Source organism: Actinoplanes nipponensis (assembly GCF_016862275.1).
Classification (GTDB): Bacteria; Actinomycetota; Actinomycetes; order Mycobacteriales; family Micromonosporaceae; genus Actinoplanes; species Actinoplanes nipponensis.
Genome location: NZ_BOMQ01000049.1, coordinates 15742 through 41869, shown reverse-complemented (window position 1 = coordinate 41869; position 26128 = coordinate 15742). Strand labels below are relative to the sequence as shown.

General features: G+C 70.0%; 27 protein-coding genes. 12 read left to right on the top strand and 15 right to left on the bottom strand.

Features of this window, described 5'->3' with window-relative positions:
- On the bottom strand, positions 1-734 hold a 734-nt coding region (locus Ani05nite_RS42500; protein ID WP_498367949.1), incomplete at its 3' end, for an endonuclease/exonuclease/phosphatase family protein.
- Positions 735-1177: 443 nt separating this feature from the next.
- Between Ani05nite_RS42500 and Ani05nite_RS20060 the strand changes: the two genes are divergently transcribed.
- Positions 1178-1390, top strand: a complete 213-nt coding sequence (locus tag Ani05nite_RS20060; RefSeq protein WP_203770297.1) for a hypothetical protein — start codon at positions 1178-1180, stop codon at positions 1388-1390.
- 56 nt (positions 1391-1446) lie between these two features.
- Here the strand turns inward: Ani05nite_RS20060 and Ani05nite_RS41200 are convergent, their stop codons facing one another.
- Positions 1447-1728 carry a GNAT family N-acetyltransferase gene (locus Ani05nite_RS41200; protein WP_239130387.1) on the bottom strand — a complete coding sequence of 94 codons (282 nt, stop codon included), beginning with the start codon at positions 1726-1728 and terminating at the stop codon, positions 1447-1449.
- The gene (locus Ani05nite_RS41195; protein ID WP_239130386.1) at positions 1728-1955 is read right to left on the bottom strand and encodes a hypothetical protein; all 228 of its coding nucleotides are present in this window, start codon (positions 1953-1955) and stop codon (positions 1728-1730) included. Before Ani05nite_RS41195 ends, Ani05nite_RS41200 begins: the two co-directional genes overlap by 1 nt.
- 432 nt (positions 1956-2387) lie before the next feature.
- On the opposite strand from Ani05nite_RS41195, the gene Ani05nite_RS20050 reads away from it, so the two are divergent.
- Positions 2388-3287 (top strand): hypothetical protein, encoded by a 900-nt coding sequence (locus Ani05nite_RS20050; protein ID WP_203770295.1) that lies wholly within the window; start codon positions 2388-2390, stop codon positions 3285-3287.
- A 297-nt stretch (positions 3288-3584) separates the two neighbouring features.
- The gene (locus tag Ani05nite_RS20045) at positions 3585-4166 is read left to right on the top strand and encodes a DUF1707 SHOCT-like domain-containing protein (protein ID WP_239130383.1); all 582 of its coding nucleotides are present in this window, start codon (positions 3585-3587) and stop codon (positions 4164-4166) included.
- Between the two features lie 267 nt (positions 4167-4433).
- Here the strand turns inward: Ani05nite_RS20045 and Ani05nite_RS20040 are convergent, their stop codons facing one another.
- The 3 genes from Ani05nite_RS20040 to Ani05nite_RS20030 form a co-directional block, all read right to left on the bottom strand.
- Positions 4434-6299, bottom strand: coding sequence for a hypothetical protein (locus Ani05nite_RS20040; protein WP_203770294.1), 1866 nt, complete (start codon positions 6297-6299; stop codon positions 4434-4436).
- A gap of 342 nt (positions 6300-6641) precedes the next feature.
- Positions 6642-7841 carry an FAD-binding oxidoreductase gene (locus tag Ani05nite_RS20035; protein WP_203770293.1) on the bottom strand — a complete coding sequence of 400 codons (1200 nt, stop codon included), beginning with the start codon at positions 7839-7841 and terminating at the stop codon, positions 6642-6644.
- 2 nt (positions 7842-7843) lie between these two features.
- Positions 7844-8728, bottom strand: coding sequence for an SDR family oxidoreductase (locus Ani05nite_RS20030; RefSeq protein WP_203770292.1), 885 nt, complete (start codon positions 8726-8728; stop codon positions 7844-7846).
- Between the two features lie 53 nt (positions 8729-8781).
- On the opposite strand from Ani05nite_RS20030, the gene Ani05nite_RS20025 reads away from it, so the two are divergent.
- Together Ani05nite_RS20025 and Ani05nite_RS20020 are read left to right on the top strand one after the other, a co-directional pair.
- Entirely contained in the window at positions 8782-9375 is a 594-nt protein-coding gene (locus tag Ani05nite_RS20025) for a TetR/AcrR family transcriptional regulator (protein WP_203770291.1), read from the top strand.
- 848 nt (positions 9376-10223) lie between these two features.
- On the top strand, positions 10224-11426 hold the full coding sequence (locus Ani05nite_RS20020) for a hypothetical protein (RefSeq protein WP_203770290.1): 1203 nt from the start codon (positions 10224-10226) through the stop codon (positions 11424-11426).
- A 224-nt stretch (positions 11427-11650) separates the two neighbouring features.
- Here the strand turns inward: Ani05nite_RS20020 and Ani05nite_RS20015 are convergent, their stop codons facing one another.
- Positions 11651-11824: a hypothetical protein gene (locus Ani05nite_RS20015; RefSeq protein WP_203770289.1), complete on the bottom strand. Its 174-nt coding sequence runs from the start codon at positions 11822-11824 to the stop codon at positions 11651-11653.
- A gap of 270 nt (positions 11825-12094) precedes the next feature.
- Here Ani05nite_RS20015 and Ani05nite_RS20010 point away from each other — a divergent pair, with 270 nt between their 5' ends.
- Complete coding sequence (locus tag Ani05nite_RS20010) at positions 12095-12292, top strand: hypothetical protein (RefSeq protein WP_203770287.1); 198 nt, start codon at positions 12095-12097, stop codon at positions 12290-12292.
- Between the two features lie 180 nt (positions 12293-12472).
- Here the strand turns inward: Ani05nite_RS20010 and Ani05nite_RS20005 are convergent, their stop codons facing one another.
- Positions 12473-13459 (bottom strand): DUF4268 domain-containing protein, encoded by a 987-nt coding sequence (locus tag Ani05nite_RS20005; RefSeq protein ID WP_203770285.1) that lies wholly within the window; start codon positions 13457-13459, stop codon positions 12473-12475.
- A gap of 453 nt (positions 13460-13912) precedes the next feature.
- Here Ani05nite_RS20005 and Ani05nite_RS20000 point away from each other — a divergent pair, with 453 nt between their 5' ends.
- Positions 13913-14503, top strand: a complete 591-nt coding sequence (locus tag Ani05nite_RS20000; RefSeq protein WP_203770283.1) for a hypothetical protein — start codon at positions 13913-13915, stop codon at positions 14501-14503.
- A 15-nt stretch (positions 14504-14518) separates the two neighbouring features.
- Positions 14519-15316 carry a hypothetical protein gene (locus tag Ani05nite_RS19995; RefSeq protein WP_203770281.1) on the top strand — a complete coding sequence of 266 codons (798 nt, stop codon included), beginning with the start codon at positions 14519-14521 and terminating at the stop codon, positions 15314-15316.
- 95 nt (positions 15317-15411) lie between these two features.
- On the opposite strand, the gene Ani05nite_RS19990 is transcribed toward Ani05nite_RS19995, so the two are convergent.
- The 3 genes from Ani05nite_RS19990 to Ani05nite_RS19980 all read right to left on the bottom strand — a co-directional run bounded on the left by Ani05nite_RS19990 (position 15412) and on the right by Ani05nite_RS19980 (position 18291).
- Positions 15412-17166: a M28 family peptidase gene (locus Ani05nite_RS19990; protein ID WP_203770279.1), complete on the bottom strand. Its 1755-nt coding sequence runs from the start codon at positions 17164-17166 to the stop codon at positions 15412-15414.
- 200 nt (positions 17167-17366) lie between these two features.
- The gene (locus Ani05nite_RS19985; RefSeq protein ID WP_203770277.1) at positions 17367-17813 is read right to left on the bottom strand and encodes a hypothetical protein; all 447 of its coding nucleotides are present in this window, start codon (positions 17811-17813) and stop codon (positions 17367-17369) included.
- Positions 17814-17835: 22 nt separating this feature from the next.
- A complete protein-coding gene (locus tag Ani05nite_RS19980) occupies positions 17836-18291 on the bottom strand; it encodes a hypothetical protein (RefSeq protein ID WP_203770275.1) in 456 nt (151 codons plus the stop codon).
- Positions 18292-18430: 139 nt separating this feature from the next.
- On the opposite strand from Ani05nite_RS19980, the gene Ani05nite_RS19975 reads away from it, so the two are divergent.
- From Ani05nite_RS19975 to Ani05nite_RS19965, 3 genes are read left to right on the top strand one after another with little or no spacing between them, the layout of a single operon-like run.
- Positions 18431-18892 carry a hypothetical protein gene (locus Ani05nite_RS19975; RefSeq protein WP_203770274.1) on the top strand — a complete coding sequence of 154 codons (462 nt, stop codon included), beginning with the start codon at positions 18431-18433 and terminating at the stop codon, positions 18890-18892.
- 18 nt (positions 18893-18910) lie between these two features.
- On the top strand, positions 18911-19666 hold the full coding sequence (locus Ani05nite_RS19970; RefSeq protein ID WP_203770273.1) for an FHA domain-containing protein: 756 nt from the start codon (positions 18911-18913) through the stop codon (positions 19664-19666).
- A gap of 46 nt (positions 19667-19712) precedes the next feature.
- A complete protein-coding gene (locus Ani05nite_RS19965; protein ID WP_203770272.1) occupies positions 19713-21200 on the top strand; it encodes a serine/threonine protein kinase in 1488 nt (495 codons plus the stop codon).
- Positions 21201-21231: 31 nt separating this feature from the next.
- Here the strand turns inward: Ani05nite_RS19965 and Ani05nite_RS19960 are convergent, their stop codons facing one another.
- Positions 21232-21591, bottom strand: coding sequence for a hypothetical protein (locus tag Ani05nite_RS19960; protein ID WP_203770271.1), 360 nt, complete (start codon positions 21589-21591; stop codon positions 21232-21234).
- 1058 nt (positions 21592-22649) lie between these two features.
- On the opposite strand from Ani05nite_RS19960, the gene Ani05nite_RS19955 reads away from it, so the two are divergent.
- The gene (locus Ani05nite_RS19955) at positions 22650-22955 is read left to right on the top strand and encodes an SCO0607 family lipoprotein (protein WP_239130380.1); all 306 of its coding nucleotides are present in this window, start codon (positions 22650-22652) and stop codon (positions 22953-22955) included.
- Positions 22956-23047: 92 nt separating this feature from the next.
- Here the strand turns inward: Ani05nite_RS19955 and Ani05nite_RS19950 are convergent, their stop codons facing one another.
- From Ani05nite_RS19950 to Ani05nite_RS19940, 3 genes are all read right to left on the bottom strand, one after another.
- A complete protein-coding gene (locus Ani05nite_RS19950; protein WP_203770269.1) occupies positions 23048-23488 on the bottom strand; it encodes an OsmC family protein in 441 nt (146 codons plus the stop codon).
- Positions 23489-23631: 143 nt separating this feature from the next.
- The gene (locus Ani05nite_RS19945; RefSeq protein ID WP_203770267.1) at positions 23632-24885 is read right to left on the bottom strand and encodes an AGE family epimerase/isomerase; all 1254 of its coding nucleotides are present in this window, start codon (positions 24883-24885) and stop codon (positions 23632-23634) included.
- On the bottom strand, positions 24872-26098 hold the full coding sequence (locus Ani05nite_RS19940; protein ID WP_203770265.1) for a PP2C family protein-serine/threonine phosphatase: 1227 nt from the start codon (positions 26096-26098) through the stop codon (positions 24872-24874). Before Ani05nite_RS19940 ends, Ani05nite_RS19945 begins: the two co-directional genes overlap by 14 nt.
- Between the last annotated feature and the right edge of the window lie 30 nt (positions 26099-26128).

Here is a 26128-nt window from a genome sequence, read left to right as displayed (position 1 = left end):
TTGTGCCTGGGCCGGCACGGCTCACCGATCCGAGGCCATGACGCCCCGAGGCCAGGAGCCCTGGCTCGACTCGGTGGGGATGTTCTACTTTTCGGCGGGGGTTGATTTGCTCGGTGGCGGGCCGGTTGTGCTTGGCGCCGAGACCGGGCCCCATGATCCCGGGGCGTGATCCGGCGGTTCCAGGTCTGCCACCACTCCGAAGTGATCGCTGGCCCACACGCCGTCGACCGGGCGGTCCAGGACGAGATCGCAGGACCGGACCTGAAGAGTGGGTCCGTGGTCGCCGGACCGGACCAGGATGTAGTCGATACGCCGGGACACCGCCGTGGCCACTTCACCGGCACGGACGAGTGGGTTGACGGCGGTGAACGTGAGGCCCGGTTCCGCCGTGTGCACCGTCTCCCAGGCGTCCTGATAACAGGCGCTGATCCCGTCGAGGGGTTGGCGTCCTCTCCAGAACCGCATGCTGGCCGCGTCGGGCGTCGCGTCGAAGTTGCCGAGCACGATGACGTGGTCGACCGAGTGGCCAGAGCCCCACCCACACCGTCCTCGGCGCTCCGCGAGAAGCCCCGGACGTGGTAGCCGGGGCCGAGCAGCTCGTCCACGACCTCGGGCGCGCTGCCGATGGGAACTTCCTGCAGGGCGATGATGTCGGGTCGCAGCCGCCGCAGCGCTTCCGCGATCAGCCGACGACGGCGGTCCCAGTCCGGATTCGCCGGTCCCAGAACATTCATCGTGACCACCCGCATCCGGTGATCATCACGGGGAGGCCGGGCGTCTGCTCAAGGGCAGCGGAAGGTGTGCTCGATGTCGAAGCGGCGCGGGAACGCCCGCCAGCACCGGTCGACATCCTCCGTGGTGGTGTCGACCTTGGACCACGACAGCTTTGCTCGCCGCGGCTGGGGCAGATGTCGACGGTGCGCCGGAGGACCGTGCCGGCGATGATCGGCAGCGGCTCGTCGTGGTCGACCCAGGCGGCCCAGAGCCAGCTGGACCCGGACGAGGTGCGGATCCGCCTGGAGCGGCCCGGCGGGTCAGCCGCGGGTGCAGGCGGTCTCGATCCAGGCCGACGGCCTCGTCGCGTTCGAGCTGACCATCCGATGCCACCGCCCGGCCGGCATCGTCGATTTCAGCCACGCCCGAGTCGAGCTGGCCGACCTACCCCAGCCGGCCGATCTTGAACGGCTTCATCTACCAGCAACTACGCAACCACACCGCCGTCACCGAGCGGCTCGCGATAATCCAAGACGCGAAACCGGCAACCGAGCCGCAGCCGTACGAGCAGCTGGCGAGCGTCCTGCGCGCCGCCGGCCAGGACGAGCAGGCCTGCGAGAGCAGAGAATGCGGATGCCAAATTGTCCTTCGTCCATCACGGCTTGGCCGGAAATGAGCGGCCGGGCGCGTTCTCCGCCACCGGACAGCCGGAAACGGAATGTTCGGTGGCGCTTAGGCGGTCGCTCGCTTGTGTGATCGTGGTCCGAGGCGCTTGCCGTACCAGACCTCCATGTAGGGGCCGGTGCAGTACGCCGGGATCTCGACGTACCCGACCCGGCTGTAGAGCGATCGTGCTTCGATCAGATCGAGGCGGGTGTTGAGAACCATCTCTGTCGCACCCATCTCGCGTGCCTCGTCCTCCAACGCCGCCAGTAGACTCCGGGCGCCCCCGCTGCCGCGGAAGCGCGGCCGCACATAGACGCGAGTGAGCTCTGCGCGATCGTCGTCCAGCATTAGGAATCCGCCGCACGCTGCTGGCTCACCGGCGAAACGCCCGACCCGAACTGGCCCGTGGGTGGGGTGAGCAGTGCCACCCCGTCGTCGGCCAGCCCTTGGTCGACTTCCTCGGTAGTCGCGGGCCGTCGCCAGTAACGGCTGACGACCTCGGCGTAGTACTCACGACGAAGGCGGTGGCCATCGGACGAATCAAAGGTTTCGGCGGCCACTTCCCAAGAGGTCATAGCGCGCTTCCTACCGGACTGGCCCATGCGTCGCTACCGAGATTGCGGCGCGCTCATCCGGCCGCTGAGAATGTGCGTGATCTGTCAGGGTCGCCAGCTCGGCTACCGACCAACCAGCTCGTCAGCGATGTTGCCGAGGTGGAGGCTGGCGAAAAGACCTTCCGGGCGTGCCGGGACGCCCCGCGTCTCCATGCCCATCCGCGCCAGCAGCGCGTCCAGGAAGCCCCGGGACGGGCACACGTTCACGCTCGACCTCGAACCGAGTGACAAGCTCACCGATCTGTCCGTACGGGCGGCCAGCAAGCGCGCCCATCTTCTGTCAGAGTTGTTCCGCCAAGCCGGCGCTGTGCACACACGGCCGAGGAGCCTGGCCAGGATGGGCTGCCTCCGGCCGGCGCCCCGGCCGCGACGATAACCGTTACAGTCGCATTCGTGGGCGCAGATCAGGGTCTTGTCCGGGTGTCCGATTCGTTCGGCGTACGCCGAACCCGAGCCGGATCGATCCTCGCGGATGATGGGACGAACTATCAGGTCCAGTGGGATGACACCGATGAGGAAGAGCTTGTCCCACGGGGCGCTGGCATTCACGTCGCGACGAGGGGTTCGCTGCGTTTCCTGGCTCTGTCCGACTCCCGGCTGTTCCACGCCGTCTTCGCCCAAGAGCCCCTCGCGGTGGTTCTCCACCTGTTGGCCGAGTCGTCGGTCCCGCTGAAGGTGCGCGAGATCCGGGAGCGTCTGGCCGAGCTCGGTCTGCGGAACGAGACCTGGGCCCGGCACGGGCCCCGCGCGCTGGCGGTTCTGCCCAAGTGGCCAAATGTCGTCCGACGGCAGAAGGGCGACACTCTGGCCTACACCTGGGTGGGGGACGACCTTCCCGAACTCCCGTCAGAGGCCGAGCCTGACCCGGAGCCGGCACCTACGCCCGCGCCTGTGTCGAAGCCCGCTCCTTCTCCCGCCAAGCCGATCGCGGCTGCGACGCCGGCCGAACCGGCGGTGCCGTCTGCCGAGCGTCTTGGGCGCCAGATGAGCGCCGCGCGGAGCCTCGGCGAGGTCGCTCGCCTGCTCACGCTCCCGAGAGAGTTCGTGGCTGAGTTGTCACCGGAGGTGGTCGCTTCCGCGCTCCGCCGGGTCGCCGCTGAGGATCGGCTGGTCGCGGGCTGGCTCGACGCCCTGACCGCCTCCGGGCCGATCGGTGCGCTGACCGAGGAACTGGCGACGGCCCGGGCGGCGAACGCCGCCCTCCAGAGCCGGGTCGATGAGCTGGAGGAGTGGTGGGCGGCCCTTGAGCAGAGCACCGATCCGGGCGCCGCAATCCGTCAGCCGGGTAGCTGAGGAGCTTCGGGTGCGTCGGCTCGGAAGTGCGCAGGAAGGGCGATCCGCACCGCCTTATTTTCCCTCGTTAGAACACGCCGATTTCTATAACCGGGTACGAGTAGCGCGTCCTCATTTGCCGCGACGAGTGCGCGTCGGGTGGGTGCGTCTGGCGTGGCCGCTGTCGACCGGACACGGATCTGGTTGGTTCGTGGACACACCTCACCCGATGGCGCACGAACGACAGGCTCGCGCACGGCGGCGGCCCGGTGCCAGGGCAGGGCTGTCAGCGGGTCGCCGGCGGACTATCGTGCGCTCATGAGCGGAGATTTGGTGCCGGAGCAGCCGGCGATCCGGCTGTCCGACGCCGATCGCGAGGTCGTCGCCCAGCGGCTGCACCGAGCGGTCGGCGAGGGCCGGCTGACACTGGACGAGTTCGAGCAGCGGGTGGCCGGGGTGCACGCCGCCCGTACCGTCGCCGAGGTCGAGCCGTACGTGGCCGATCTGCCCGGCGGCCCGGTGTCGCCGCCCGCACCGGAGCACACCGAGCTGCGCACCACAGCCTCCTCGCTGAAGCGGCAGGGCCGCTGGGTCGTGCCGCGGCGGCTGAGCGTCACGGCCAGGGCCGGCTCGGTGAAACTCGATTTCACCGAGGCGGTCCTGCCACACCACGTCGTCGAGATCGATCTGAACGTTACTGCTGGCTCCACCGTCCTGGTGCTGCCGCCGGGCGCGACCGCCGACGTCGACAGCGTCGAGATGATTGCCGGTAGCGCCAAGGCCAAGGCGCTCCGGAGTTCGCCGACCGGCAGCGGCCACCATTTCGTGGTGAGCGGCTCCCAGCGGGCCGGCAGCCTGGTCGTCCGCTACCAGCGTCGTTTCTGGCGCTGGCGGTGGTAAATCCCTGAGCCCTCCGGCAAGCCCACGAGGCGCCCTTACCCGCGGAGCAACAGCCTGCACTGATGTGCCGCCGGTCGGGACCGGGATCGTCCCGGCCGGGGCCTTCATCGGTGTCCGGCGCCGCCCGGTGCGGAGTCCGGGCGGCGACCCGGCCGAACACGCCGGCCGGGCATGCCGCGCCCGGTGCCCGCGGCGGCCACGGCGAGCGGGCGACCACCGGCGTAGGCGTGCTTGTTGGTTGTTCGTCGTGCCGGCGGCCGCCGGTGCTCAGCGGCCCGGGATGGGACGTGCCGCGGTGAAGACGTCCTCGTCGACGGTCACCTTGTCGAAGGTCGGGTTGGGCGTCCGGTTCCTGGTGTCGGACCAGACCGGGTGCGCGATGCCGTTGCGGTCGACGGTGATGCCCGAGTAGTCGCCGTTGAAGCCGGCCTGGATACCGTCCGGCGGCGGGAACTTCGGCGACAACACCTCGAACCTGTACGGGGTGGCCTGGCCGCTGCCGCCCGCGAGCACGAAGTCGGACATCTTCGTGGCCACGTCGGGACCGAAGCCGCCCGGTGGCGTGACGTTCTCGCCCGCCACGCGCCCCGTCCGGTAGTAGCCGATCGCCACCTGGGCCCCGTGGTTCTCGCCGACGTCGATGGCGGAGAAGTAGTGGTCGGTGCCGCGGTCGGGGTTCACCAGCCGCGGCGGGCTCCACGTCGTTCCGCCGTCGGTGGAGCGCGTCACGAAGACGTCGAACTCGCCGAGCCGGTAGTCGTACCAGGTGTTGTAGAGGTCGCCGGTGCGCTCGTCGACGGTCAGCCGTTGCGCGGTCTCGAAGGGCGCCCGGATGTACACGCCCGGGATGCATTGTTCGAGGCCCCCGCCGAAGTCGCAGGACGGACCGGTGACGTAGTCGGCCACCTTGTGCGGCGTGCCGCAGTTGAGGTGCGCGGTGCCGGCGGTCGAGCTGCCGGCCGGGTGGCAGCGCAGGCCGAGGATCTGCGGGTTCTGCGTCGGGGTGTTCTGGCCGATGAACGTGACGGCCAGCTCGCCGTTGGGCCGCACGGTCAGGTCGGAGTGGCCGTCGAAGTTGCACGAACCCGGGTTGAGATCCGGGTCGAAAGTGTTGCCCAGCGTGCAGACGGCTGGATTCACGCCGCTGATCATCTCGGGCGTCGACCAGGTGAAGCCGTGGTCGGTGGACATCGATCCCCAGACCGGTGACTCGCAGAACTGGTCGTGGGCGGGGCCGCAGCTGAAGTTGAAGACGGTCCACGTGAAGTAGACGTTGTCGCGGTTGGGACTGTGCACGAAGTGGTCGGCGGTCACCTTGGGCGCGTCGTAGCTGGCGGCCGCGCTGTTGTCCTCGGCGACGATGTGCTCGCGTCCGGTGTACGGCGGCTGCACCCCCGACGGCGGCGGAACCTGGTCGAAATAGGACCCCTTGGCGCCCGGCGGGGAGGGCACGACGAAGGCGAGCGAATCGTTCGACGCGATGTCGAAGCCGACGCAGGTGTAGAAGAAGCGCCCGCGGGAGTCGGCGGCCACATAGGGGTCGCTGCACGCGTCGTACGCATGCAGGGAGCCGGCGTCGCCCCTGATGGTGTGCCGGTTGGGGTCGGCGGCAGTGGGCAGCAGGTCCTGCGGGTCGTTGAGGCGGTAGCCGAAAGGCGCGGTGCTGATGGCGCCCCAGTGCCGGCCGCCGTCGACGGAGAAGTCGATGCTGGTGCGGTTCCAGCCGACGAGGCTGTCGTTCATGCCGGCCACGAGGTTGTTCGGGTTGTTCGGGTCGGCCGCGATGTGCTCCTCGGCCTGCCGGCGGTAGGTGCAGTCCTGGTTCACCCGCACGTTGCGGCCGCCGGCGCGCTCGGCGCAGCCGGCTGACTTCACGGCGATGCCGGCGCCATCCGACGCCACCCGCTGCGCCCGCGCGGCGGCCCGGGAGTTGGTCAGCAGCTCGGTGCGGCCGGGCGAGAGGAACGGCAGCCTCTTCGTGCCGCCGTCGACCTTCAGGTATGTGGGTTTGAGCGTGCCGGCGGCGATGCGCTGGGGCACGCTCGGGCCGGCGCTCGAGCTCCCCGGCTGCAGGGTGACGGCCACTGCCGTCGCCACCGCGATCAACCCGACCATCCAGATGCGTCGTTTCACGTTTTCCTCCTTGCCCAATGCCGACGTCGATCCGTTGTCCGAGGCGCGAGCAATGTCAACTTCGCCCGCTCATTCTGATCCGCCGTTCGGCTTGATCGGAATCGACGGGCGTACCCATTCGACATTGATGTGGACCGCTATATGCGGCGAATGCAGCTCTGTCGTTTATCGCGGGGTATGTACGACAGCGTCGGCCGGGCCCGGCAGTGCCGCCGGGAGTGCGGTGCTGAGCACACGGAGGCTCCGTTGCGTTGGCCGAGGCGAAATCGAGGCGAAGTTGCTCAAAGTCGCCGGCCCACGGACACGCCGATGTGCGGAGGTGCCAGGTGATCCGACGCTGTGTCAGGTGGTGAACAGGCCCGAGGGGTCGTAGACGGCGTTGATTAGGCGTAGCCGGTTCGTGTTGGTCAGGTAGTAGGCCTCGGTGTTCAGATGGGGCTCGGGAAAGTTGGGATAGGCGCCGCCGGTGCCGTGGGGATTGGTGAGCTGGTAGGAGTCGTCCAGCCAACTGCTCGGTTGCTGGTCGGCCCGTACGGTGGCGGTCTGTTTGAGTAGGAATCGGGCGTCGCGGTGAGGGAAGGCCGTCGCGTCGGCCGACGGCTGGTTGTAGGCGCCTCCCCAAGGGGTGAAGTCCAGTTCTCGTTCTTCGCCGGGTGTCCGGTCGGTGATGAGTCGTTCGAGCAGCTCGGGTGCAAGAACCGTGGACCGGAAGAACTCAGAGTGCAGGTAGGCGAAGCGGGGATGGACGTCGTCGGATGTGGCCAGCCACCTCTTCGCCGCTGGCAGGGTGTCGTGGTGTCGTTCGTCAGCGCTGGGCTGCTGCCCGAGGCTGCGGCGCAGCAGGTCGACCGCGGCGCCGTCGGCTGCGGCGCCGAAGACGGTGACGCGGGTTGCATGCCTCGGGTCGGCCGGAGCGGTGATGGTGAGGCTGGGCGCGGTTGCTTCGTCTAGGTCGGGTAGCGAGTGCTGCCAGGCGTCGAGGAGATCGGCAGCGTGATCGGCGGGATAGCTGAGCCGAAAGGCGGTGCATGTGGGCGCGGCCAGGGTCGCGAAGGTGAGGGAGGTGACCACGCCGGGGGCGCCACCTCCGCGCATGGCCCACAGCAGGTCGTCGTCCGCCTCGACCGTCCGGCCGTCGGCGAGGACCAGTGTCGCCGCAAGGAGGCTGTCGCAGGTCAGTCCGTGACGGCGGCCGAGGATACCGAGCCCACCGCCGAGCGTGAGCCCGGTGATGCCTACGGTAGGCCCGCAGCCGGCCGGGATGGTCCGGCTGTGGGCGCCGAGCCGGCCGTAGACCTCGGCGAGGCGGGTGCCGGCGCCGATGACGGCGCGGCTGCCGTCAAGCTGCACCCCGGCCATCGGGCTCGTATCGATCACGACGCCGGTGGTGGTGGATCGTCCGGCGAAGCAGTGGCCGCCGCCACGTACCGCGACGGGTAGGCGACGCCGCCGCGCCGTGGCGAGGGCTGCGGCGACGTCAGCTGTCGTGGCGCAGGGCAGCACCGCCGCCGGCCGGATGTGCGCGAAGCGGGCGAGGACCACGGCTACGCGGGGACCGTGCTGCCGATGTGCCGAGCCCAGTTCGGTTGGCGCCCATCGACGTCGTACAAGCCGTAGTGCTCGGCGAGGTCCCAGGAAGTGAGGACCTGACCCGCTCGTTCAGTGATGTGCGGATCTGCGGCAAGCGCGCTGATCGCGCGGCCGATGTAGCGCGGTGTCTCGGACGCTAGGAAGTGGGGGTCGCGGGCGCCGCCGTCGCGCCAGTTGTCCTCGGTGACGCCGAACTGGTCGAGCATCGCCTCGGAGCGCAGGAAGCCGGGCGTGACGGCCAGCGCGGTGATCCCGTGTTCGCGCAGTTCCTCCGCCTGGGCCAGGGCCAGGCGGTTGACGGCGGTCTTGGTGAGGTCATAGGCGAGGTTGCCGCGGTACTCGCGCCCCAGCCCGTCGGTCACCTCGATGATCAGGCCGGTGCGGTGCCGCATCATCAGCGGGACGGCGTGCTGGCTGGTGATGAGATGGGTCAGCACCGCGCGTTCCCACATGGTGCGGAACGCGGCCAGGTCCAGCTGCCAGAAAGGCGTGCCCCACTCGGTCAGCGGATCGCCACCCCAGATGTCGTTGACCAGGACGTCGAGCCGGCCTTGCTCGTCGTCGACCCGCCGGAGGAGTGCCGCCACCTGCCGCACGTCGCTGTGGTCACAGCGCACGGCGATGCCGTGGCCACCGGCCGCGGTGACCAGCTCGGCGGTCTCCTCGATCGTCTCGGGCCGGTCCATGTCCGACCGCCCGGTGCGCGAACTGCGACCAGTGACATAAACCCGCGCGCCCCCAGCGCCGAGCTCTACGGCGATGCCCCTTCCGGCTCCGCGGGTGGCCCCTGCCACCAGCGCAACCGTATCCGTCAGTGGCTTGGTCAACGAAGTCTGCATAACGTTAGTGAATCACGGTTTACTAACTGCCGCGACCCGGTAATGTGCAGCCCATGGCTCGACCGCGGACCGTCTCGGATGCCGCCATCCTTGCCGCCGCCGCCCATGCCGTCGGTCAGGCGGGACCGGCGAACGCGACTCTTGCGCAGATCGGGGATCGTGTGGGGCTGACCGCTGCCGCCCTGCTGCGTCGTTTCGGCTCGAAGGACGGACTGCTGCTGGCCCTTGCCCGCAATGCCGTCGCGACCGTGCCGGCTCGCCTGGCCGCCGCACAGTCCGCCGAACGCCCGCTGGCGGCGCTGATCGACACCCTGGTGGCGATGGCCGGCACCGTCCGGAACGCCGCCGAGTTCGCCAACCACCTGGCGTTTCTGCTCATGGATCTGTCGATTCCGGAGTTTCAGCAGATCACTCGGCAGTACGCCGCCGCCGTGGAGACGGCGATCGGCGGGGTGCTCCAAGCCGCGACAGACGTCGACGAGCTGAACCCCGCCCGGGTCGACGAGGCAACAGCGGAGACGATCCATGCCACCTACAACGGCGCCATGATCACGTGGGCAATGGCCGGCCACGACGGCAATCCCGCAGAGCACGTCCGACGGCACTTGCTGCGCGTCACCCGTCCCCTCCTCAACTCGCCGCCCTGAGTCGGCCATCGACGCCAGCCTGTGCACGCCGAATGAAAGCTCACCGTGAAGACCCACACACGGATCTGCCGGCGATATCGCGCGGATGCACCAGGGGAGCGGTGAGGTGTCATTGCCGTCGTGTTCGCATACCGTTTGTTCCGCGCGGAGCCAGGTCAGTCGCGAGCATGATTCCCGCCCTTACGATCGATATACGATGTCAGCGCTTGATCGCCTTGGCTGCCTGTTCGGGGTGCCGGAGCACGCCGATCCCCGCAGCCCATCGCACCCACCGAGCGGCAAGGCCCTCCGGCGCACCCGGAGCGTAGGGCAGTGGCGCAGCACGCCGGGTCCGCGAGAAGATCGACATGGTGGGGCACCTACTTGACCATCCCGGAACGGTGCCAGCAACCGATACGTGTCGCCGCCTACACAGCACAACTCACGGGGCCGATCAGCGCACTCAACTGCCGCTGTGCGGACAGGAGCGCATCGATGGTCGCGATGGCATCGTCTGCTCCGTGAGGCGGCGGGCCAGACCCGGAGCACCCCGCGGACTTCGGCGATGGGTGGGGCCTGCGTCGTCGGGTGGCGTGCGGGTAGGTGCCGGTACTCAGGCTTGGTCGAGTACCGGCGCTCGGACGCTCGGGCCCGGCGAACGTGAGGCTGACAGTCATGAATGATTCGTGTGCGTGGAATCCGTCGCGTTGCGGGAGTGGTTGTCGCCGCCGCACACTCCCGGTGCGTGGTCCGGTCAGTGCGGGCGGGTCGGGCCGCGGTGGTCCGGTGAGGTACGGGCGGCCGTCGCCACCCCGTGCGGGCGTGGCGGTCGTCGGGCTCGCCGCCGCTGGTACGGCCGGGGTGCTGTGATGGGGGACGCGTCGGAGTTTCCGGACGCGGGGGCCGGGGGTGTCGGGGTAGTCGAGGAGTTGTCCGGGCGACGGCTGCGGTCGGGCCGGCTGGCCTTGCTGGTGGCCGCGGGGCTGGTGCTGGCCGGCCTTGTCGCGGCGTGCTCGGCGCGGAACCCGCCGTCTTCCGACCGGGCGGCCGATCCGACGGGACCGCGGGCCGGCTCGCCGGCCCCGTCGGCCGCCGCTCTGTCCATGGTGGACTCGCCGGTGGCCGATCCGGCGCCGCTGCCGGACCGGCCGCTGGCCCGCGCGGCCTTCCTCTATTCACGGTGCAACCCGATGAACGTCGAGGACGAGAACTGCCGATTCCGGCTCGTGCTCACCGACGGCTCCCAATACACGCTGCCCAAAAGCGTGATGCACGAGGGGCCCGGCCCGATTTCTCCGGACGGCGCGTTCCTGCTGCTGTACGACGGGTCCGACGGGTTGGTTCTGCGCCATCTGGACAGCGGAACGTCGCGCACGGTGGCCCTACCCGACCACCTCGCGGCGTGGGGCCCGGTGTTCTGGTCACCCGGCACGCGCTGGGCAGCGGTTTCTGCGGACGGCCCCGATGGGCAAAAGGTCGCCGTCGTCGACATCGCCAGCGCGAGCGTGCGGCGGGTGGAAGATCCAGCCGCCGCCAGTGGCGCCCAGCTTGTCGCGGTCTCCGCCCACGGCGACCCGATGTGGGCCAAAGCCGCGAACACCAGCGCGACCACGGTGCACTGGATGGTGAAAGGCCGGCAGCCCGGCGTTGTCGACGCCGACCTGCGCTCCCACCTGCGACCCGGTGAGATCATCAACCCGACGGGATGGCCGGGCGAGGTGATGCTCGGCGACGGGATCACCGCCGTAGTGCCCATCATCCGGGCCGGCGGCGACCCACGAGAGGCCCCGTGGGCCGACGGCGATGCGATCCTGCTGGTCGACCTCACCACCGGCGTTGTCCGGCACCGCTTGGATCTGCCCACCCACACCGCACGCGTACGCCTCCACAGCAGTGGATGCGCACTCGGCCCCAACGCCCTCGTCCAGTTCGAGGGAGGCGACCCGACCACCGGGCAGCAGCCGACCGATCCCACCCGTCCCACCGACATGGTCGCGCTCGATCCCTGGACCGGCGCCCGCGGCAACGGCTACCGCTTTCCCTCGGAAGGGGTCCCTTTGCTCATCTGCTGACCAGCCACAGACGACTCACCGTCGGACCGGGACGGGCCACACATGACGAATCCGTAACTCGACCGCGACCCACGCCCCGGTCGGCCCCGACGAGCCGACCGGGGCGTCGGCATGCGCGGTCGAGCAGGCGAGAACGGACCCAACCACGGCAGTGTGGTCTCCACGAGGGCCGGAGATGCCCGGCTTGCAGTGAACACTGCCGGACGCCGAGCCGGAACTCAGAATTACTGTTCTGCCGCATCAAGGGCGTCCGCTGGAGACGCCGGAAGGATCGCGCGCTCGGACCGGGCCACTTGCTTGGCGGCCACGTCGACGGTGAGGAGGTCCGGTAGCCGAAGGTCGGCCCAGAAGGCGCCCGGGTCCGCGAGGGCGACCGTCGTGGTCAGCCACAGGGTCATGGCCATGCCATGGCTCGCGATGACCAGCGGTCGCCCATCCGCCCGAGCAGCCCAGAATCCCACTCCCTCAGCGAATCAGGCCACTACCTGGTCACGGGCCTCCCAGCCGGTGTGGTCGGTCCCGGTCACATACGCGCGCCGACGCGTAGGAGACGATGCCGACTGGTTCCGCGGCCGACTCGGTCGTGCTTGGCGGTCGAGTGGTCACAAGTTGACCCGGCGATCTACACGCCTGGCTATCCGTACGCGCCGGCCCAACAAGCTCCGGGTGTGGCACTGATCGTCCTGGCCACGTTGTTTTCCGGCGTCCTCGGGCTGGCTTTGGTCATCAATCGCGCCGGCACCGCGCGCCGCATGGGCCTACCGACCCGACGCTACTGGCTGGCCTGGACCATCCCGCTGACCGTCTGGTTGCCCCTGGTCATCTACATCAACGTCTTCGCCGGCGACCCCAACTGCTCCTGCTGAACCGCCGCCGCACAGCCGGGTGCAACCGTGGTTCCGCCACGCCGCAGACCTCGCTGAACGGATCATCCGCGTTGCGTCGGAGCTGCCGCGACTCGCGCAGCCTGGCTGGAGCTTCCGGGACGCTCTGCTGGCATGGAGGTGGATGCCGAAGTCGGGCGGCACCAGATGCCAGGACGACTGTCATACCTCGGCGGCGTCCGAGTCGTCGGTCGTCGGTGGTGCGGTAACGGCTGGTACGCCGCCGACGGTGGCCACGGCAGCGCGCAACCGTTGCTGGGTGTCGAGCATCCAGGACAGGACCTCTGGCCACCGCTCTCGTTCGCCGATTTTCGGTCCGAGTAGGCGGGCCTCGATGCGACAGCTCTTGTTGTTGGGTAGGTCATCGAAGACCAGCTCGTCGCCGAACTCCTTCTCGATCTCGGCGCTGCCTTGCCTGAGCACCTGCCAGCGTGCGGAGTTGATGTCCGGGTCGGGGTGGCCGAAGTACAACTGGGAGCGGCATCCGTACATTGCGTAGGACACCTCCCATGTCGCGCCGGTGACGCCAGTCGGCATGCTCCACCAGTTCGTCGCCGGTGCGGATGCGTTGGTCCACCCGCGGGCTTTGGCCTGGACCTCGAACTCGGACCAAAAGTGCCGGTACAGCTCCTGGGTTGGTGTGGTCTCCGCCGTGCCGGCTGCGGTTGCGGCCATGGCCAGCTTCTCCCAGTCGTTCGGCTTGACGACCAGTTCCAACAACGGCGCCACCAGGCCGGCTGGTGCGCCGGCCAGCGTCACGGCCGCCAGCCGCACCCCGAAGAACCGGATGGTGGGGTCCGTGTGGGTGTTGAGCCACTCCAGGGCGGCCCGATGCTCTTCACGGAACTGCTCCGCGACCCAGATGATGGTGGTCGGTTTGGTGCCGCCGGCGTAGGTGAGAATCTGTCCGAGGTGGGAGTGGTCCGTCGCCCCGTACTGGTTCTCGATGATCACGGGTGTTCCGGTGGCCACTTCACGGCCGATGACGTCCAGGGAGAACTTGCCGACCTTGTACTCCCGCGCCTCCAACTCAACATCCAACCCGAGCACTTGGCTGAGCAGGTCGCCGTTGGCCAGCAGCCAGGGGGTGAAGTGGTGCGGCTCGGTCGGCCACACTGCCGTCACGGCGACGGGCTCGAGGCTGGTCAACGTGACCAACGGTGATCGCGCATCCGACCGCCCGGCGGGAGGATCCCCATCCAGGGCTTGCGCAGCGGACACGGGAGGGCTTGGGGCCGGCGAGCCTCGTACGGCGTCCTGCATATGGGCAAGGCTACCGAAAGTCCGGTAGGTCGACGGCTGCAATCCCCATCGACTACCGCTGGAGAATCGACTCAGCCGAACACACACCCCGACCCTGCACCGCTCCGAGAACCGATTGCCCGGGACGAAAAGGGCACATGGCGGGTCCGCACCAAGATCGGTGTTTCTCCGGCGGGTCCGTGGCGACGATGGCGCTCCGCCAGGCCGATCCCCTACAGTCCGGGTGCCCCGTCGCGAAGAAGGAACCCCGTCATGCGTAGGTCAGCAGTGTTCGCCGCGTCTGTCCTAATTGGAGTACTCGCCGGTTGTGGTGACACCGTCGCCACCGGACAGTCGGCGGTGAGCGAAGCCACCGACGCCGCACCCCAACCGGCCGCGGAGACCACGGCACCGCCGGCCACCACGCCGACGAAGACCCTCGTCGCCCGGCCGGCGGCGACACCCAAGCGCACCCGCCCGGCGCCGGCGTCGGGTTGTGCGGCGGTGGCCGGGGCGCGGGTGCTGGGCTCCGAGGCCCCGTACGCCGATCACCCGGACGGGTTGCCGCTCACCGGCGGGACCTGGAGCCGGGGCGGCGAGAAGCTGGCGGTGCAGCGGCCGTGCACGGCCGGCCGGCTTGACGGCCTCAACGGCACGGCCACCCTGGCCACCCTGATGTGGAGCGCCGAGGGCACGACCGGTCGGTGGTGGGCGCTCGCGCTGTGTGCGCCGGCTTCGGCCGGCACCCGCTGCGTTGTCCAGGACGTCCTGGGCGACCGCGAGCCGATCCAGTCGGTCACCATCGCGGGCGGCGACGCCGTGGTGGTCTACCTGGCCCGGACCGAGGACGTCCCGGCCGCCGGGGTCAACCTGCGGCGGACGGCGAGCTACCACTACCACGTCAACCGCCTGAAGCAGACGAGCTTCGGCGACCAGCCGTACACCCCCTGAGACCCGGGAGTCCCGATGCGTTTGCCCGTTGTCCTCGCCGCCGTCGTCCTCGTCGTGACGTTCAGCGCCGGCGCCGCATCCGCGAGCACCGGGCTGGGCGACGGCGAGGTCCGGCTCGCCCGGACCGCCCAGGACTACACCTACCGCACGTACCAGCGGCACTGGTCGGTCGTGGCGGTCCAGCCGGCGGCCGCCGCGGATTGGGACCTCACCCTGCGGGACAACGCGGGGACGACCGTGGCGACCAGCCTGTACGGCGCCGGCCGCACGGACTTCGTCGCGGTCGACTCCAACGCCGGCCGCCGTCCGCTCGGGGCTTACACCGCGGCGGTCACCGCGTACACGCCCGGCCTGTACTGGGTGCAGCAGCACACCGGCACGGACACGATCACCCTGCCGCCGGTCACGCACCACGGGGTCACCGGCGCCGGCGACCCGGACCTGGCCTTCGCCGGCCTCGCCGACCACGATGTCGTCTCGATCGTCGACATCGAGCTGAGCGCCGGGGAGTCGTTCTGGGCGACCACCACGACCGCCGCCTCGTCACTGTTCCTGCTGGAGAGCGACCCGTCCGCGCCGGCCACCTTCGCCCAGGGCCGCGCCACCGCGGCGGCCCGCCAGCACACCCAGGTCCTCGACGGCTGCACGCTCTACACCGCACAGGTCAGCGGCCGGCACGCCCTCGTGATGATCGGTGACCGGTCGCCGGAGACCCACGACCCCACCCAGGGCCAGGGGTACGCCCTGCACCGGGTCGACCCGAGCACACCGGCGAGCTGCCCGCAGCGCAACTTCCCGGCCCCGACCCCCTGAGCAGGCGTACCCGAACGGTTGTCATCTTCTCCGCTTGCCGCACCGCGGTCCTGTGCCGCGCGCCGGGCCCGGAGCGGTCCAGGGAGTGGTTGTCGTCAGCTCACGGTGAGCGCCGTGTCGTCGATGACGAACGACGTCTTCAGCGAGGAGTCTTCCGACCCGGTGAACTTGAGGGTGACGGTCTGACCGGCGAAGGCGGCCAGATCGTACGAGCGCAGCGTGTATGCGCTGGCGTTGAGGTTGGAGAACACCTGCAGAGTGGTGGTGCCGACCTGCACGGTCAGCTTGTCGTATTGAGTGCGCGTCGTGGTTTCCGCCGTGCTGACCTTCAAATAGAACGACAGTGCGTAGGCGCTGCAACCGGTGGGAAGGGTCACCGACTGGGACAGGGTCTGGGTACGGGTCGCACCGTAGCCGCCGAGCCACGCGTCGCGGGTGCCGGTTCGCGGCGAGGCGTCGCCGGTGTTCGCGCCGATGACGCCGGCCGAAGCGGTCCACGGCGTCTCCGCGGTTTCGAAGCCGGGATTGCCGAGCTTCTGGCCGGCCCCGGTGCAGCCGCCGGTCCCGTTGAGCGTCAACGTGTACGAGGCGCTGCGGACCGCCGAGCCCGTTCCCGTGACCGTGATGGTGTACGAACCGGGCGCCGCGGCCGTGGTGGTCCTGACGGTCATGGTGGACGACCCACCGGAGGTGACCGACGCCGGGCTGAAGCTCACCGTGACACCGGCGGGAGCGCCGGAACTGGCCAGCGTGACGGTCTGCGCGCTGCCCGAGGTCGTTGCGGTGTTCACCGTGGCGGTGGCCGAGGAGCCCGGACTCACCGTGCCCGCGCCCGGGTTGAGCGACACCGAGAAGTCGTTGGCCGTCGACGTGCCCGTGGTGAGAGTCCAGAGGGCGTACTCCTCGGCGTTGGCCCAGCGGCCCAGCGAGGTGCTGTTGATGTTCGACGGGTACGAGTCGCAGGCCTTGTGGTAGCAGGAGTCGTAGGCCTTTCCGGCGGTGCCGCCCCACTTGGTCACCTGGGCGCTGGTCTTGGTGTAGCTGGCTCCGGTGGAGTTGATCGACGACGGTATGCCGGCGTTGCGGAACGAGCCGTCGTCGCTGCAGCACTCGGTCGACGTCTCGGTGGGTACGTTGATCGAGGCGAAGTACTCGCGCAACTTCACGGCGATGGCGTCGGTGCCGGTGACGAAGTAGCCGCCGTTGGGGGAGGCGACCATGTCGAAGGTGCCGTACGCCTTGATCGCGGTCTTCTGGGCCGAGCTCAGCGAGTTGACGTAGAACTTGGAGCCGATCAGACCCTGCTCCTCGCCGGCCCACCAGCCGAACCGGAGGTGCTTGGTCATGGTCGGGTTGCTCGCGGCCAGGCGCAGCGCGGCCTCGAGGAGCGTGGCCGAACCGGAGCCGTCGTCGTTGATGCCCGGCCCGGCCGACACGCTGTCGGAATGCGCCCCGAACATGTAGGTGTTGCTGGTGTCGCCGCCCGGCCAGTCGGCGATGATGTTCTTGGCGGAGCCGCTGCACGTGGTGCAGGTCTGCGCCGTGACGGTGAAGCCGGCTGCCTGCAGCTTCTGCTGCAGATAGGTCGTCGTCGCGGTGTGACCCGCCGTGCCGGTGGCCCGGTTGCCGCCGTTGTTACTGGCGAAGGTCTGCAGTTGCTGCAGGTGGGCGTTGACGTTGTTGACATCGACAGCGGGGGGAGCGGCCAACAGGGAAGCGCTGAACGCCGGCCGGGATGAGCCGGACGACGGCACACCGGGCGAGGCCGCGGCCGGCTGCGCGGTGAGCGCCAGCGTCACCGCGGCGAAAACAGCTAGGGCAGGTCCTGCCGTCACCGTTCTGTGTCTCATGGGGGTGCTCCTAGGGTCGAGGCCGATTCACGGCTGGCCGTAGGAGAACAGGAACGTGCCACCACGCACAAGATATCGAAATCACTATATTCTTGGCCTCCGGTGTCACCGGACTCCCCGCCATCGCCCGGGCCGGGCCAGGGCAATCACCGGCCCGGTAAGGGGGACCGGGCCGGCCGATCCCCTCTCATGCCCCTCCGTCAGCAGGGCTTCAGCGACCACACCGGGCCCCAGTCGGCGGTGCCCGAGCTGTACGCCGTGGAGGTCCAGATCTGCTGCCCGACGCTGCCGTAGAAGCGGGCCACCGTCCCCGGCGTCTGGTTGTTGATCCACGGGCCGACGCCGTACCAGTTGGTCACGTTCCATGTCCGGCAGTAGTAGAAATCGAAGTTCGTTCCCCGCACGGTCATGCACAGGTGCCCGAAACGGCAGTTCAGCGCCAGCGACGACGCGTTCACGGTGACCGTGAGCCCGTCGTACTGGACCTTGGTCGTCGAGACCTGCCGGCCGCCCGGGACGGCGGCCATGACTTCATTCACCTTCTGCTGCACGCCCGGCGTCTTCCCCGAATCGGCCGAGGCAGCCACGGCCGGTCCGGTCACCAGCGCGGCGATCACGGCGAGCAACAGCACGATTTTCCTGGTCATCGATGGTCCTTTCATCGGAGGGTCACCACCACGGGGTGCAACTGGAGGCCCCGCTCGAGAGGCGGCCACACGCGCGGAACACCACCCTGGCCAGCGGACTCGTGGGCTTGGCCCGGGAGAAGCCGATCGTGCCGGCGACGTCCACGGTGTAGTACCCGCAGGTGGTGAACGGTGCGGTGCCGCCGGTGTTGGAGATCTGCAGGGCCACGGAGTCCGAGCCGGCCGTCGGCCCGGAGATCTCCGCCCAGCCGTACTGCTTGCTGTCGAACGGGCGGACGCCGGCCATCAGCTTCAGCGTGCGGCTGCCGAGCGTTCCGCGGGCGACCATGCGGTAGTTGTCGACGCCTTGGCCGGCCACGTTCGAGTGCGGATTGATCGACGGCGCCGGACACGACGCGGCCGCGGCGGCGGGTGAGGGGAGGGCGAGTACGCCGGCGCCGGCCAGCAGGGTGGTGGCGGCGAGGAGCTGGCGGATCATGGTAGGGCCCTTTCGTACGGGATAGCGACGCCGACCGACGCTAGGCCTGTCGGTGCGAGCCCGGCAGCTGTCAGCTCACAGGGTTCGGCGGGCCGCCTGCGGTCCTAGAGTCGGCAGCCATCCGACGAAGGGACGCATGATGCGTACACAGGGAAAGCGGGCCGTCTCCGCCGCCGCGCTGTTGCTCGCCACGGCCGGCGCCGTGGTGGCCGGCGGCGGCCCGGCCTCGGCGACCGCGGCCGATTGCAGCAACGGCGCCAACGGGTTCGTCACCGTCTCGGACAATGCCAGCGGCGCGGTGGCGCGGCACATCGAGCCGTACCCGGAGTTCATCATCAACCTCGAGTACGGGACGATCGGCGGCGTGCAACGGGGCTTCGCCCGGCTGCGGGGCAGGACCGTGCAGGGCGACAAGGTCTGGATGGACTGGACCAGGGACGCGGGCAGAACCTGGATCCAGTGCGGGCCGTTCACGGTCAGCTACCTCTTCGCACCCAAGACCAGCGCGGCCCAGCGCACCTCGAGGGACGCGAACTGGAGATTCCGCGCCTGCGGCCGCGGCTCCGGGGCCAATGAGAGCTTCTGTACGACCTGGTGGTGAGGACCTACCGTCGGCTTCATGGGCGTGCTCGTGCAGTTACCCGGCTCGTCGACGACACTGCCGGTCGAGCCGGGGCGTCCGGTCACGTTCGGCCGCGGGCATCCCGAGGTCGCGGTCGACATCGAGCTGCCGCACGCCGGGGTGTCGCGGCTCGCCGGGCAGATCACCGCGGTGGCCGACCACTGGCTGATCAGCAACTTCAGCGCCACCACCGGGTACGTCGTGGACAACCCCGAGGGCGGCGGCGAGTACCTCAAGGTCGCTCCGCGGCGGCTCGACGCCCCGGTGCCGTTCGAGTTCTCCCGGGTGATCATCCCCGTCGACGGCGGATCGCTGGGTTTCCTCGTCTACGCGCCCGAGCATGCGTACGCCGAACCCGGCGGCTCGGCGGGCGCCGACCAGGACCGTACGGTCGCGGCCTTTTCCCTCGACGAGACGGCCAAGTACTTCACCGTGCTGGTGGCCCTGTGCGAGCCCCGGCTGCGGGACAGCTCGTCGGTGGCGATCCCGCTGATCCCCGAGATCGTGGCCCGGCTGCGCGAGCTGCCCGCCTTTCACGACCTGACCCGTACGGCGGTCAACTTCCACGTCGACTATCTTGCCGGCCGGAAGCTGCGGATCCGGCAGCGCACGGCGACCACCGAGGCGGCCCGGCTGGAATGGAAGCGTGAGGCCGTGGTGTCCTGCGCGCTGCGCTTCGACCTCGTCCGCGAGGAACATCTGCTGCTCCTGCCGTCCCGCCGGTATCCGCTTTCTGACATTGATCCACATTGATCGGCTCTTTTCGCCCGGCCTACGATGACCGGGCGGGGGTGCAACGATGGTTACCGAGCAGCAGGCCTGGTCGCTCAAGGTGCCACAGGGCTACCGGGTGGGCCGCTGGCGGGTCGGCGAGCCGATCGCCACCGGCACGTGGAGCAGCGTCCACGAGGGCGTCAAGATGTCCGGGGACGGGCCCGATCGGGTGGCGCTCAAGTTCGTGCCGGCGGGCGCGGGGACTCTCCGTCAGCAGCGCGCGATGGCGGCACGCGAGGCGGCGTTCGCGCGCTCGCACGAGGGCCATGCTTTCATCCGTACGCTGGAGATCCGCACCGTGGACGACCCCGGACGGCCCGGGCTGGACGGCTGCGTGGTCCTGGTGATGGAGCGGGCCGAGCGCAGCCTGCGGTCGGTGCTGCTCGACGCGGCGCCGGGCCGGCCGATCGGCGACGCGGGCCGGCTGCTCGCCGAGATCGCCGGGGCGCTGCGCGACCTGCACGAGGCCCGTTGGGTGCACGGCGATCTGAAGCCGGCCAACGTGCTGCTCATGGCGGACGGATCGGTGCGGCTCGCCGACTTCGGCCTGAGCGCCGAACTCGAAGGCACCCACGCCTACCTGCCGGTGGCCGGCACCTCCGACTACGTGCCGCCGGAGTGGTGGACCGAGCGGGTCAGCGAGCGCGGCATGGCGATGCGCACCACCCGCGACGTCTGGGCGTTCGGCGTGCTCGCCCACCAACTGCTCACCGGCGGCCTGTTCCCGTTCCATGGCGGCACGGCCCGGGACCGGGCCGGGGCCGCGCAGCAGTACGCCGAGGGTCACGCCGACCTGCGCCTGGCCACCACGATCCCGTACGGGTGGCGCATGCTGATCGCCGACTGCCTCGCCCCCGACCACGCCCGCCGCAGCCGTCACGACGCGGCCTGCCTGGTGAGCCGCATCGACGAGCTGCGGTCCCGGCGATCCGGCGCGAGCCGGGCCACGCTGTGGCGCCGGGTCGCGGCCGTGGCGGTCGTGTTGGCCGGCACCCTGGTCACCACGAGCGCGGCCGCCGGTGTCCCGCCCGAACGGCCGGCCCCGCGCCGGCTCGGCGGGGAGCTACGCCCGTCCGCGCCGGTGCCGCCCGCATACCGAGCTGCCATCGTCGCGGCGGGCCACCAGTGCTCGGCGCCGGTGACGCCGGCGCTGGTGGCCGCGATGCTCAAGGTGGAGAGCAACTTCGACCCGAACCTGCGCTCCCCGCAGACCGACGAATACGGCATCGCCCGCTGGACGCCGTGGGTCTTCCAGCAGTGGGCCGAGGACCAGGACGGCGGCGGAGCCTCCCCGATGTCCGCGGCCGACTCGATCTACGCACTCGGCCACTACCTGTGCGGGATCAACTCGCGTCCCGAGTTCGCGAAGATCCCCGGCGACCCGGCGCTGCTGCTCGCGGCCGCCTTCCGGAACGGCAGCAAGCGGGTGATCGCCGCGAACGGGGTGCCGGCCGCGGTCCGCAATTATGTGAACCGAGTGGCCGAGTACATCGGTGCGTATCAACAGCGCTGAGTGGCCTGCGCTCATGGTGGCGGTGGACTGGCTACTGTCCGAATGTGTACCGCAGGTTCGCGTTGATCAGCTCGTTAAGCCGCTTGCGCAGGTGTCCGAGTAGCGACGGATCCGGCAGTGGCTCCTCGACGAGGAGGGTCCACCGCAGAAGGGTGCCCGCTGCGCCGTCAGGTGCCAAGTCGAATCGGACGCGGGCGTCGGGCCGTTTGCTCCAGAGAGAAGACCAGACGAGGACGTTCGGCTCCTCGAAGTCGATCAGCCGCGGCGGCAGCTCATCGTCCAGGAGCCGCAGCCATGACCGAGTCGGATCGCGGAGGGGGTCGGACAACGTCTCGAAAACGACATGGGGCGGTGCCGGCTGACTTCGCTGCCGGCTGCCTGCTTCAAGCACACCCCAGCCTACAGCGGTATCGACGCGTGGCGGCGATCTGCGACTGAACGAGGCGTCCTCTTATGCCGCGCCGAGCGGACTGGTGCTCCGGCGGCAGCCTGCGCGATGTGCAGAAGTGAACGCGTAGCATCAGGTTTCGCGGTCCGTCCGCGGAGCGGGCCGCATTCCAAGCGCGCTCGTGCCGAGCAAAGGGCTTCGGTTCCGCTGTGGCGGGTCCTCGCTCTTGCGCTCTAGTCGGAAATGCTCTCCACATCCCGCGGATGGTAACCAGCCTCAGCCGCTCCGATAATCCGCTGAGGAGTATGAAGTCGCACACGTCTCCCCTGAAGGCCATGGGCATCTACGAATTGCGTGTCTATGGAGAGCTCACCTAGTGGCGGCTCCGTTTGGTCAGCTGGCCAAGTCACGACCTCAGGCAAATCCCACCAGCCTTCCTGTGTGGTGTGGGGTTCCAGGACGTATTTGGCCTTCCGGTATCCACCTCGGTCCGATGCGCCTTTCCGATAAACACGGACAAGTACTACCATGAGTGGGGCTGCGCTGTGGTTCTGGACGACCCGCTTGACGGCGCTATCGGGGAATAACCAGACGAGCTTGCGCCGTTTGGTAATCTGCGTGATCGTTGGGCTTTCCGCAGCCAGCATGTCATCCAAGGTAGAAGATGGAGGCCAGGTCGAGGCCATGCGTGCGCGCCCGGTGCGCCCGATAGTCGTGATTGCTTCCCCGCTTAGGTTTGACATCGCCGTCTGACGTGAATGCATCGACGCACTGATCTGTCGCTGTAGTCGCCGTTGACCACGTAGCGGCTACTCCGCTGTGGCGCCGGGCGGGGTCGAAGGTCAAACGACAAGCTGATCGCCTGTTCCAGAGCCGCGCAGACTCACCCTCTCGCTGACCCATCCGTATTCACCGCGAGCACAGCGGCTGACGATCAACAAACTCGCGGCTGTCCGCCCGGCACGGCCCACTGAGTACGCGTACCGATGGCGGCGGTGGCCTGGGCGGCAAGACTGGGCCGAACCGATGAGGGGGGAAGTCAGTTGATGCGGAGACGAACGGTGGCCGTCTTGACGGCGGCGGGTGTGGCGGGGATCTTGTTGGCCGGCGGCTGCGGATACGAGGAGAAGATTTGCTCCTCAGGCGAATACCCGGTCAAGGCCGTGCGGAGCCTGACCGGCGCTACCTGCGTGCCGGACGGCGAGGAGCCGCCGGACGGCTATGTGCGGTTCCCGGAGGGCAAGGTTCCGAAGGTCGTCAACGACGACTGGGACCGGTACTGGGAGGAGCACATGCTGGACGAGAACGGCCGCGAGCTCAGTGGTCCGCCGGTGCCGAGTAGTGGCGGGGCGCGGTCTCCGTCGTAGGTGGCGCCGGCCCAGACGGCGTACGGCTTCCAGGGAAGGACGACCCCACCCTGCCGCACCGGTTCCCGTGCGCCGCAGGCGGCGGCAACCTGCTATTCGGCCGGCGCCGGCGCGGTGTGGGTGTCGACCGGAGTGCCGAGCTCAACCGTGCGCGAAACCGTGCACAGCCGGTCGTGCGACATCCGCGTCGCGCGCGGTAGCGCCTCCCGGGCCGCGTCGCCGGCGGCGCCCTCCGGAAAAGTGACGCGCAGCTCGACGGCCAGGTTGACCAGCCGGTTGCCGCCGGCCTCGTCCCGGACCTTGTCGCCGGTGACGTGGATGACGAAGCTGTCCGGCTCGGCGCGCTTGCTGGTGATGAAGTCGACGTCGGCGCCGGTGCACCCACCGAGCGCGGCGAGCAGTAGCTCCACCGGGGTGAATTCCTCGCCGTCGCCGACGCCGATGGTCATCGTGCCGCCGCGGGCGTTGTGTACCTCGTAGTGGCCCAGGCTCGTGCGTTGCACGGTCACCGTACGCCGGGTGTCGTCCGCCATACCGGCGAACCTATCGCACCGTGATCGGCTGCTTCGCCGGGTGCGGTCAGCCGGGCGAGCGGTTCCTCGGCGGGCCGGCCCGGCCCGGCGGCGAAGCGCGGAGCTGCCCTCGAGTGGCCGCCGCGACGTCAGGGGGGAGGACGCTACGGGCGCGGGTCGACGAGGCGGGCCACGGCCGGCGCCAGCATCGGGGTCAGCGGCAGCCGGGCCGTCAGGGTCGCCTGGAGACAGTGGTACAGGTCGGGTTTGCCCGGCCAGACCGTGTCCGTCGGGATGTTCGAGGCGTCCAGCTGGTGGAACCACGACCCGTGCTCGTGGTCGAGCAGGTACGTCCCCGCGTAGTCCCACCACGTGCGGTACCAGGTCGCGTACCGGTCCTCGCCGAAGCGGGCGTGCAGGGCCGCGGCGGCGCTGATCGCCTCGGTGGCCACCCAGTGCATCCGGTCGCGCACCACCGGCGTGCCGCTCCAGTCGGTCGTGTAGACGAAGCCGGGCCGGCCGTCGACCGCCCAGCCGTCGGACACCGCCCGGTCGAACAGCGCCCGGGCGGCCTCGGCGAGCCAGGACTCGGCCGGCCGGGCGGCCTCGGCGTGCAGGAACAGCCGCGACCACTCCAGGCCGTGACCGACCGTCGACCCGTACGGCTTGAACGGGTGGTCCGGCTGGTCGCGGTGGAAGTCGGGCAGCGGCCGCCAGTGCTCGTCGTAGTGCTCGGGGATGCGCCACTCGTACGCCCGCGCGGTGTCGGCCACGAACCGGCAGACCCGCAGCGCCCGCTCCAGCCACGCGTCGTCCCCGGTCACCCCGGCCACGGTCAGCATCGCCTCGACGGCGTGCATGTTGCCGTTGATGCCGCGGTAGCCGTCCAGCACGGTGAAGTCGGCGTTCCACGTGTCGGCGCACCGCCCGGCCGTGTCGTCCCAGAAGCGGGCCGCGAACACCGCCTCGGCCTCGGCGAGCAGCGCCCGGCCGCCGGCCAGCCCGGCGGTGGTCGCCGACGCCCCGGCCAGCAGCACGAACGCGTGGTCGTAGCCGGCCTTGACCGTACGGTCGGCGACGCTGGGGAACCAGCCGCCGTGCTCGGGGTCGCGCAGCCGGCCGGTGAGCCCGCGCAGGGACTGCTCGGCGACCGGGCCGGCGCCGGGCACGCCCAGCAGCGCGCCGACCGCGTACACGTGGGTCATCCGGGCGCTCAGCAGCGTGGAGACCGGCTGCTGCGGGTCGGGCCGGCCGCGGGCGTCGAGCCAGCGGGCGCCGCCCTCCGGGTCGGCGGTCCGGCGCCCGAACGCCAGCAGGTCCCGGGTGTGCTGGTCGAGCCAGCGGTGATGGGCGGGGTTCGTCGGCCAGGAGGACACCTGGATCACTGTAGGGCGGCGGGCCGGGTCACGGCGCGGCATCCCCGGTCCCGACGCCGTCGCGCGCGACGCCCACCGTCATCAGGGCCACGTCGTCGTCGAGGACGGCGAAGGTGCCCAGCAGCTCCACGAACGCCGCCATGAGCTGCGGCGCGGGGGCCGGGGCCAGCTTGCGGGCGAACGCCTCGAGCGCGTCGCTGCCGTACCGCCCCTCGGCGGTCCGCGCCTCGGTCAGCCCGTCGCTGTAGAGCACCAGCGTGTCGCCCGGGGCCAGCCGCAGCGTGCGGCTGACCAGCCGGGGCTCGGCGAGGATCCCGATCAGGGTGCCGCCGGTGGTGTGCTGGTAGGCGGCCGTGCCGTCCGCGCGTACCAGCAGCGGCGGGGGATGCCCGCCGCCGGCGATCGTGGCCGACCAGCCGTCGCCGTCCGGCGTCAGGACGCCGAAGACCACCGTGCAGTGCCGGTGCGCCTGGTCGCGGTACTCCTGGTACAGCACCGAGTTGAGGTTGCGCAGGACCGCCTCGGGCGTCGGGTCGTAGACGGCGGCGGCGCGCAGCGTGTAGCGGGCCGCGGCGGTGACGGCCGCGGCCTCGACGCCCTTGCCGCACACGTCGCCCAGGAAGAAGCCCCAGCGGCCGGCGCCGAGCGGGAACAGGTCGTAGAAGTCGCCGCCGACCTCGTCGGCGGAGGCCATCCGGTAGTGGCCGGCCGTGTGCAGGCCGGGCGGCGTGGGCAGGCTGGCCGGCAGCAGGCTGCGCTGCAGGCCGGCCACCAGGCCGCGGAGCCGTTCCCGGTCGCCCTCGGCGTCGCGGCGGGCGCGCAGCAGCTCCTGCTCGTACGCGCGGCGCTCCCGCGCGTCGAACACGGTCATCCGCACGGCCACCGGCTCGCCGTCGGGGCCGGTCCTGGTCGCGGCGGTGACCAGCACCGGCAACCGGGTGCCGTCCGCGGCCCGCAGCTCCAGGGCGATCCCGTTGATCTCGCCGCTCATCCGCAGCAGCGGCGACAGGTGGGTCTCGTAGTACACCTGGCCGCCGACGGTGAGCAGCTCGCGGAAGCGGCGCCGGCCGACCAGCTCGGCGCGGGTGTGCCCGAGCCAGCCCAGCAGTGTGCTGTTGATCTGGGTGATCGTGCCGTCCGGCCGGGTGGCGAGGTTGCCGCAGGGCGCGTGGTCGTACAGCTCGTCGATGTCGTCCCCCATGAGGGCGGCGAGCTCCGGGGAGTCCCCGTTGCCGCGGGACGAGACCGCGTCCATCGGCACATTGTTTCATCCTCCCGGTCGGTC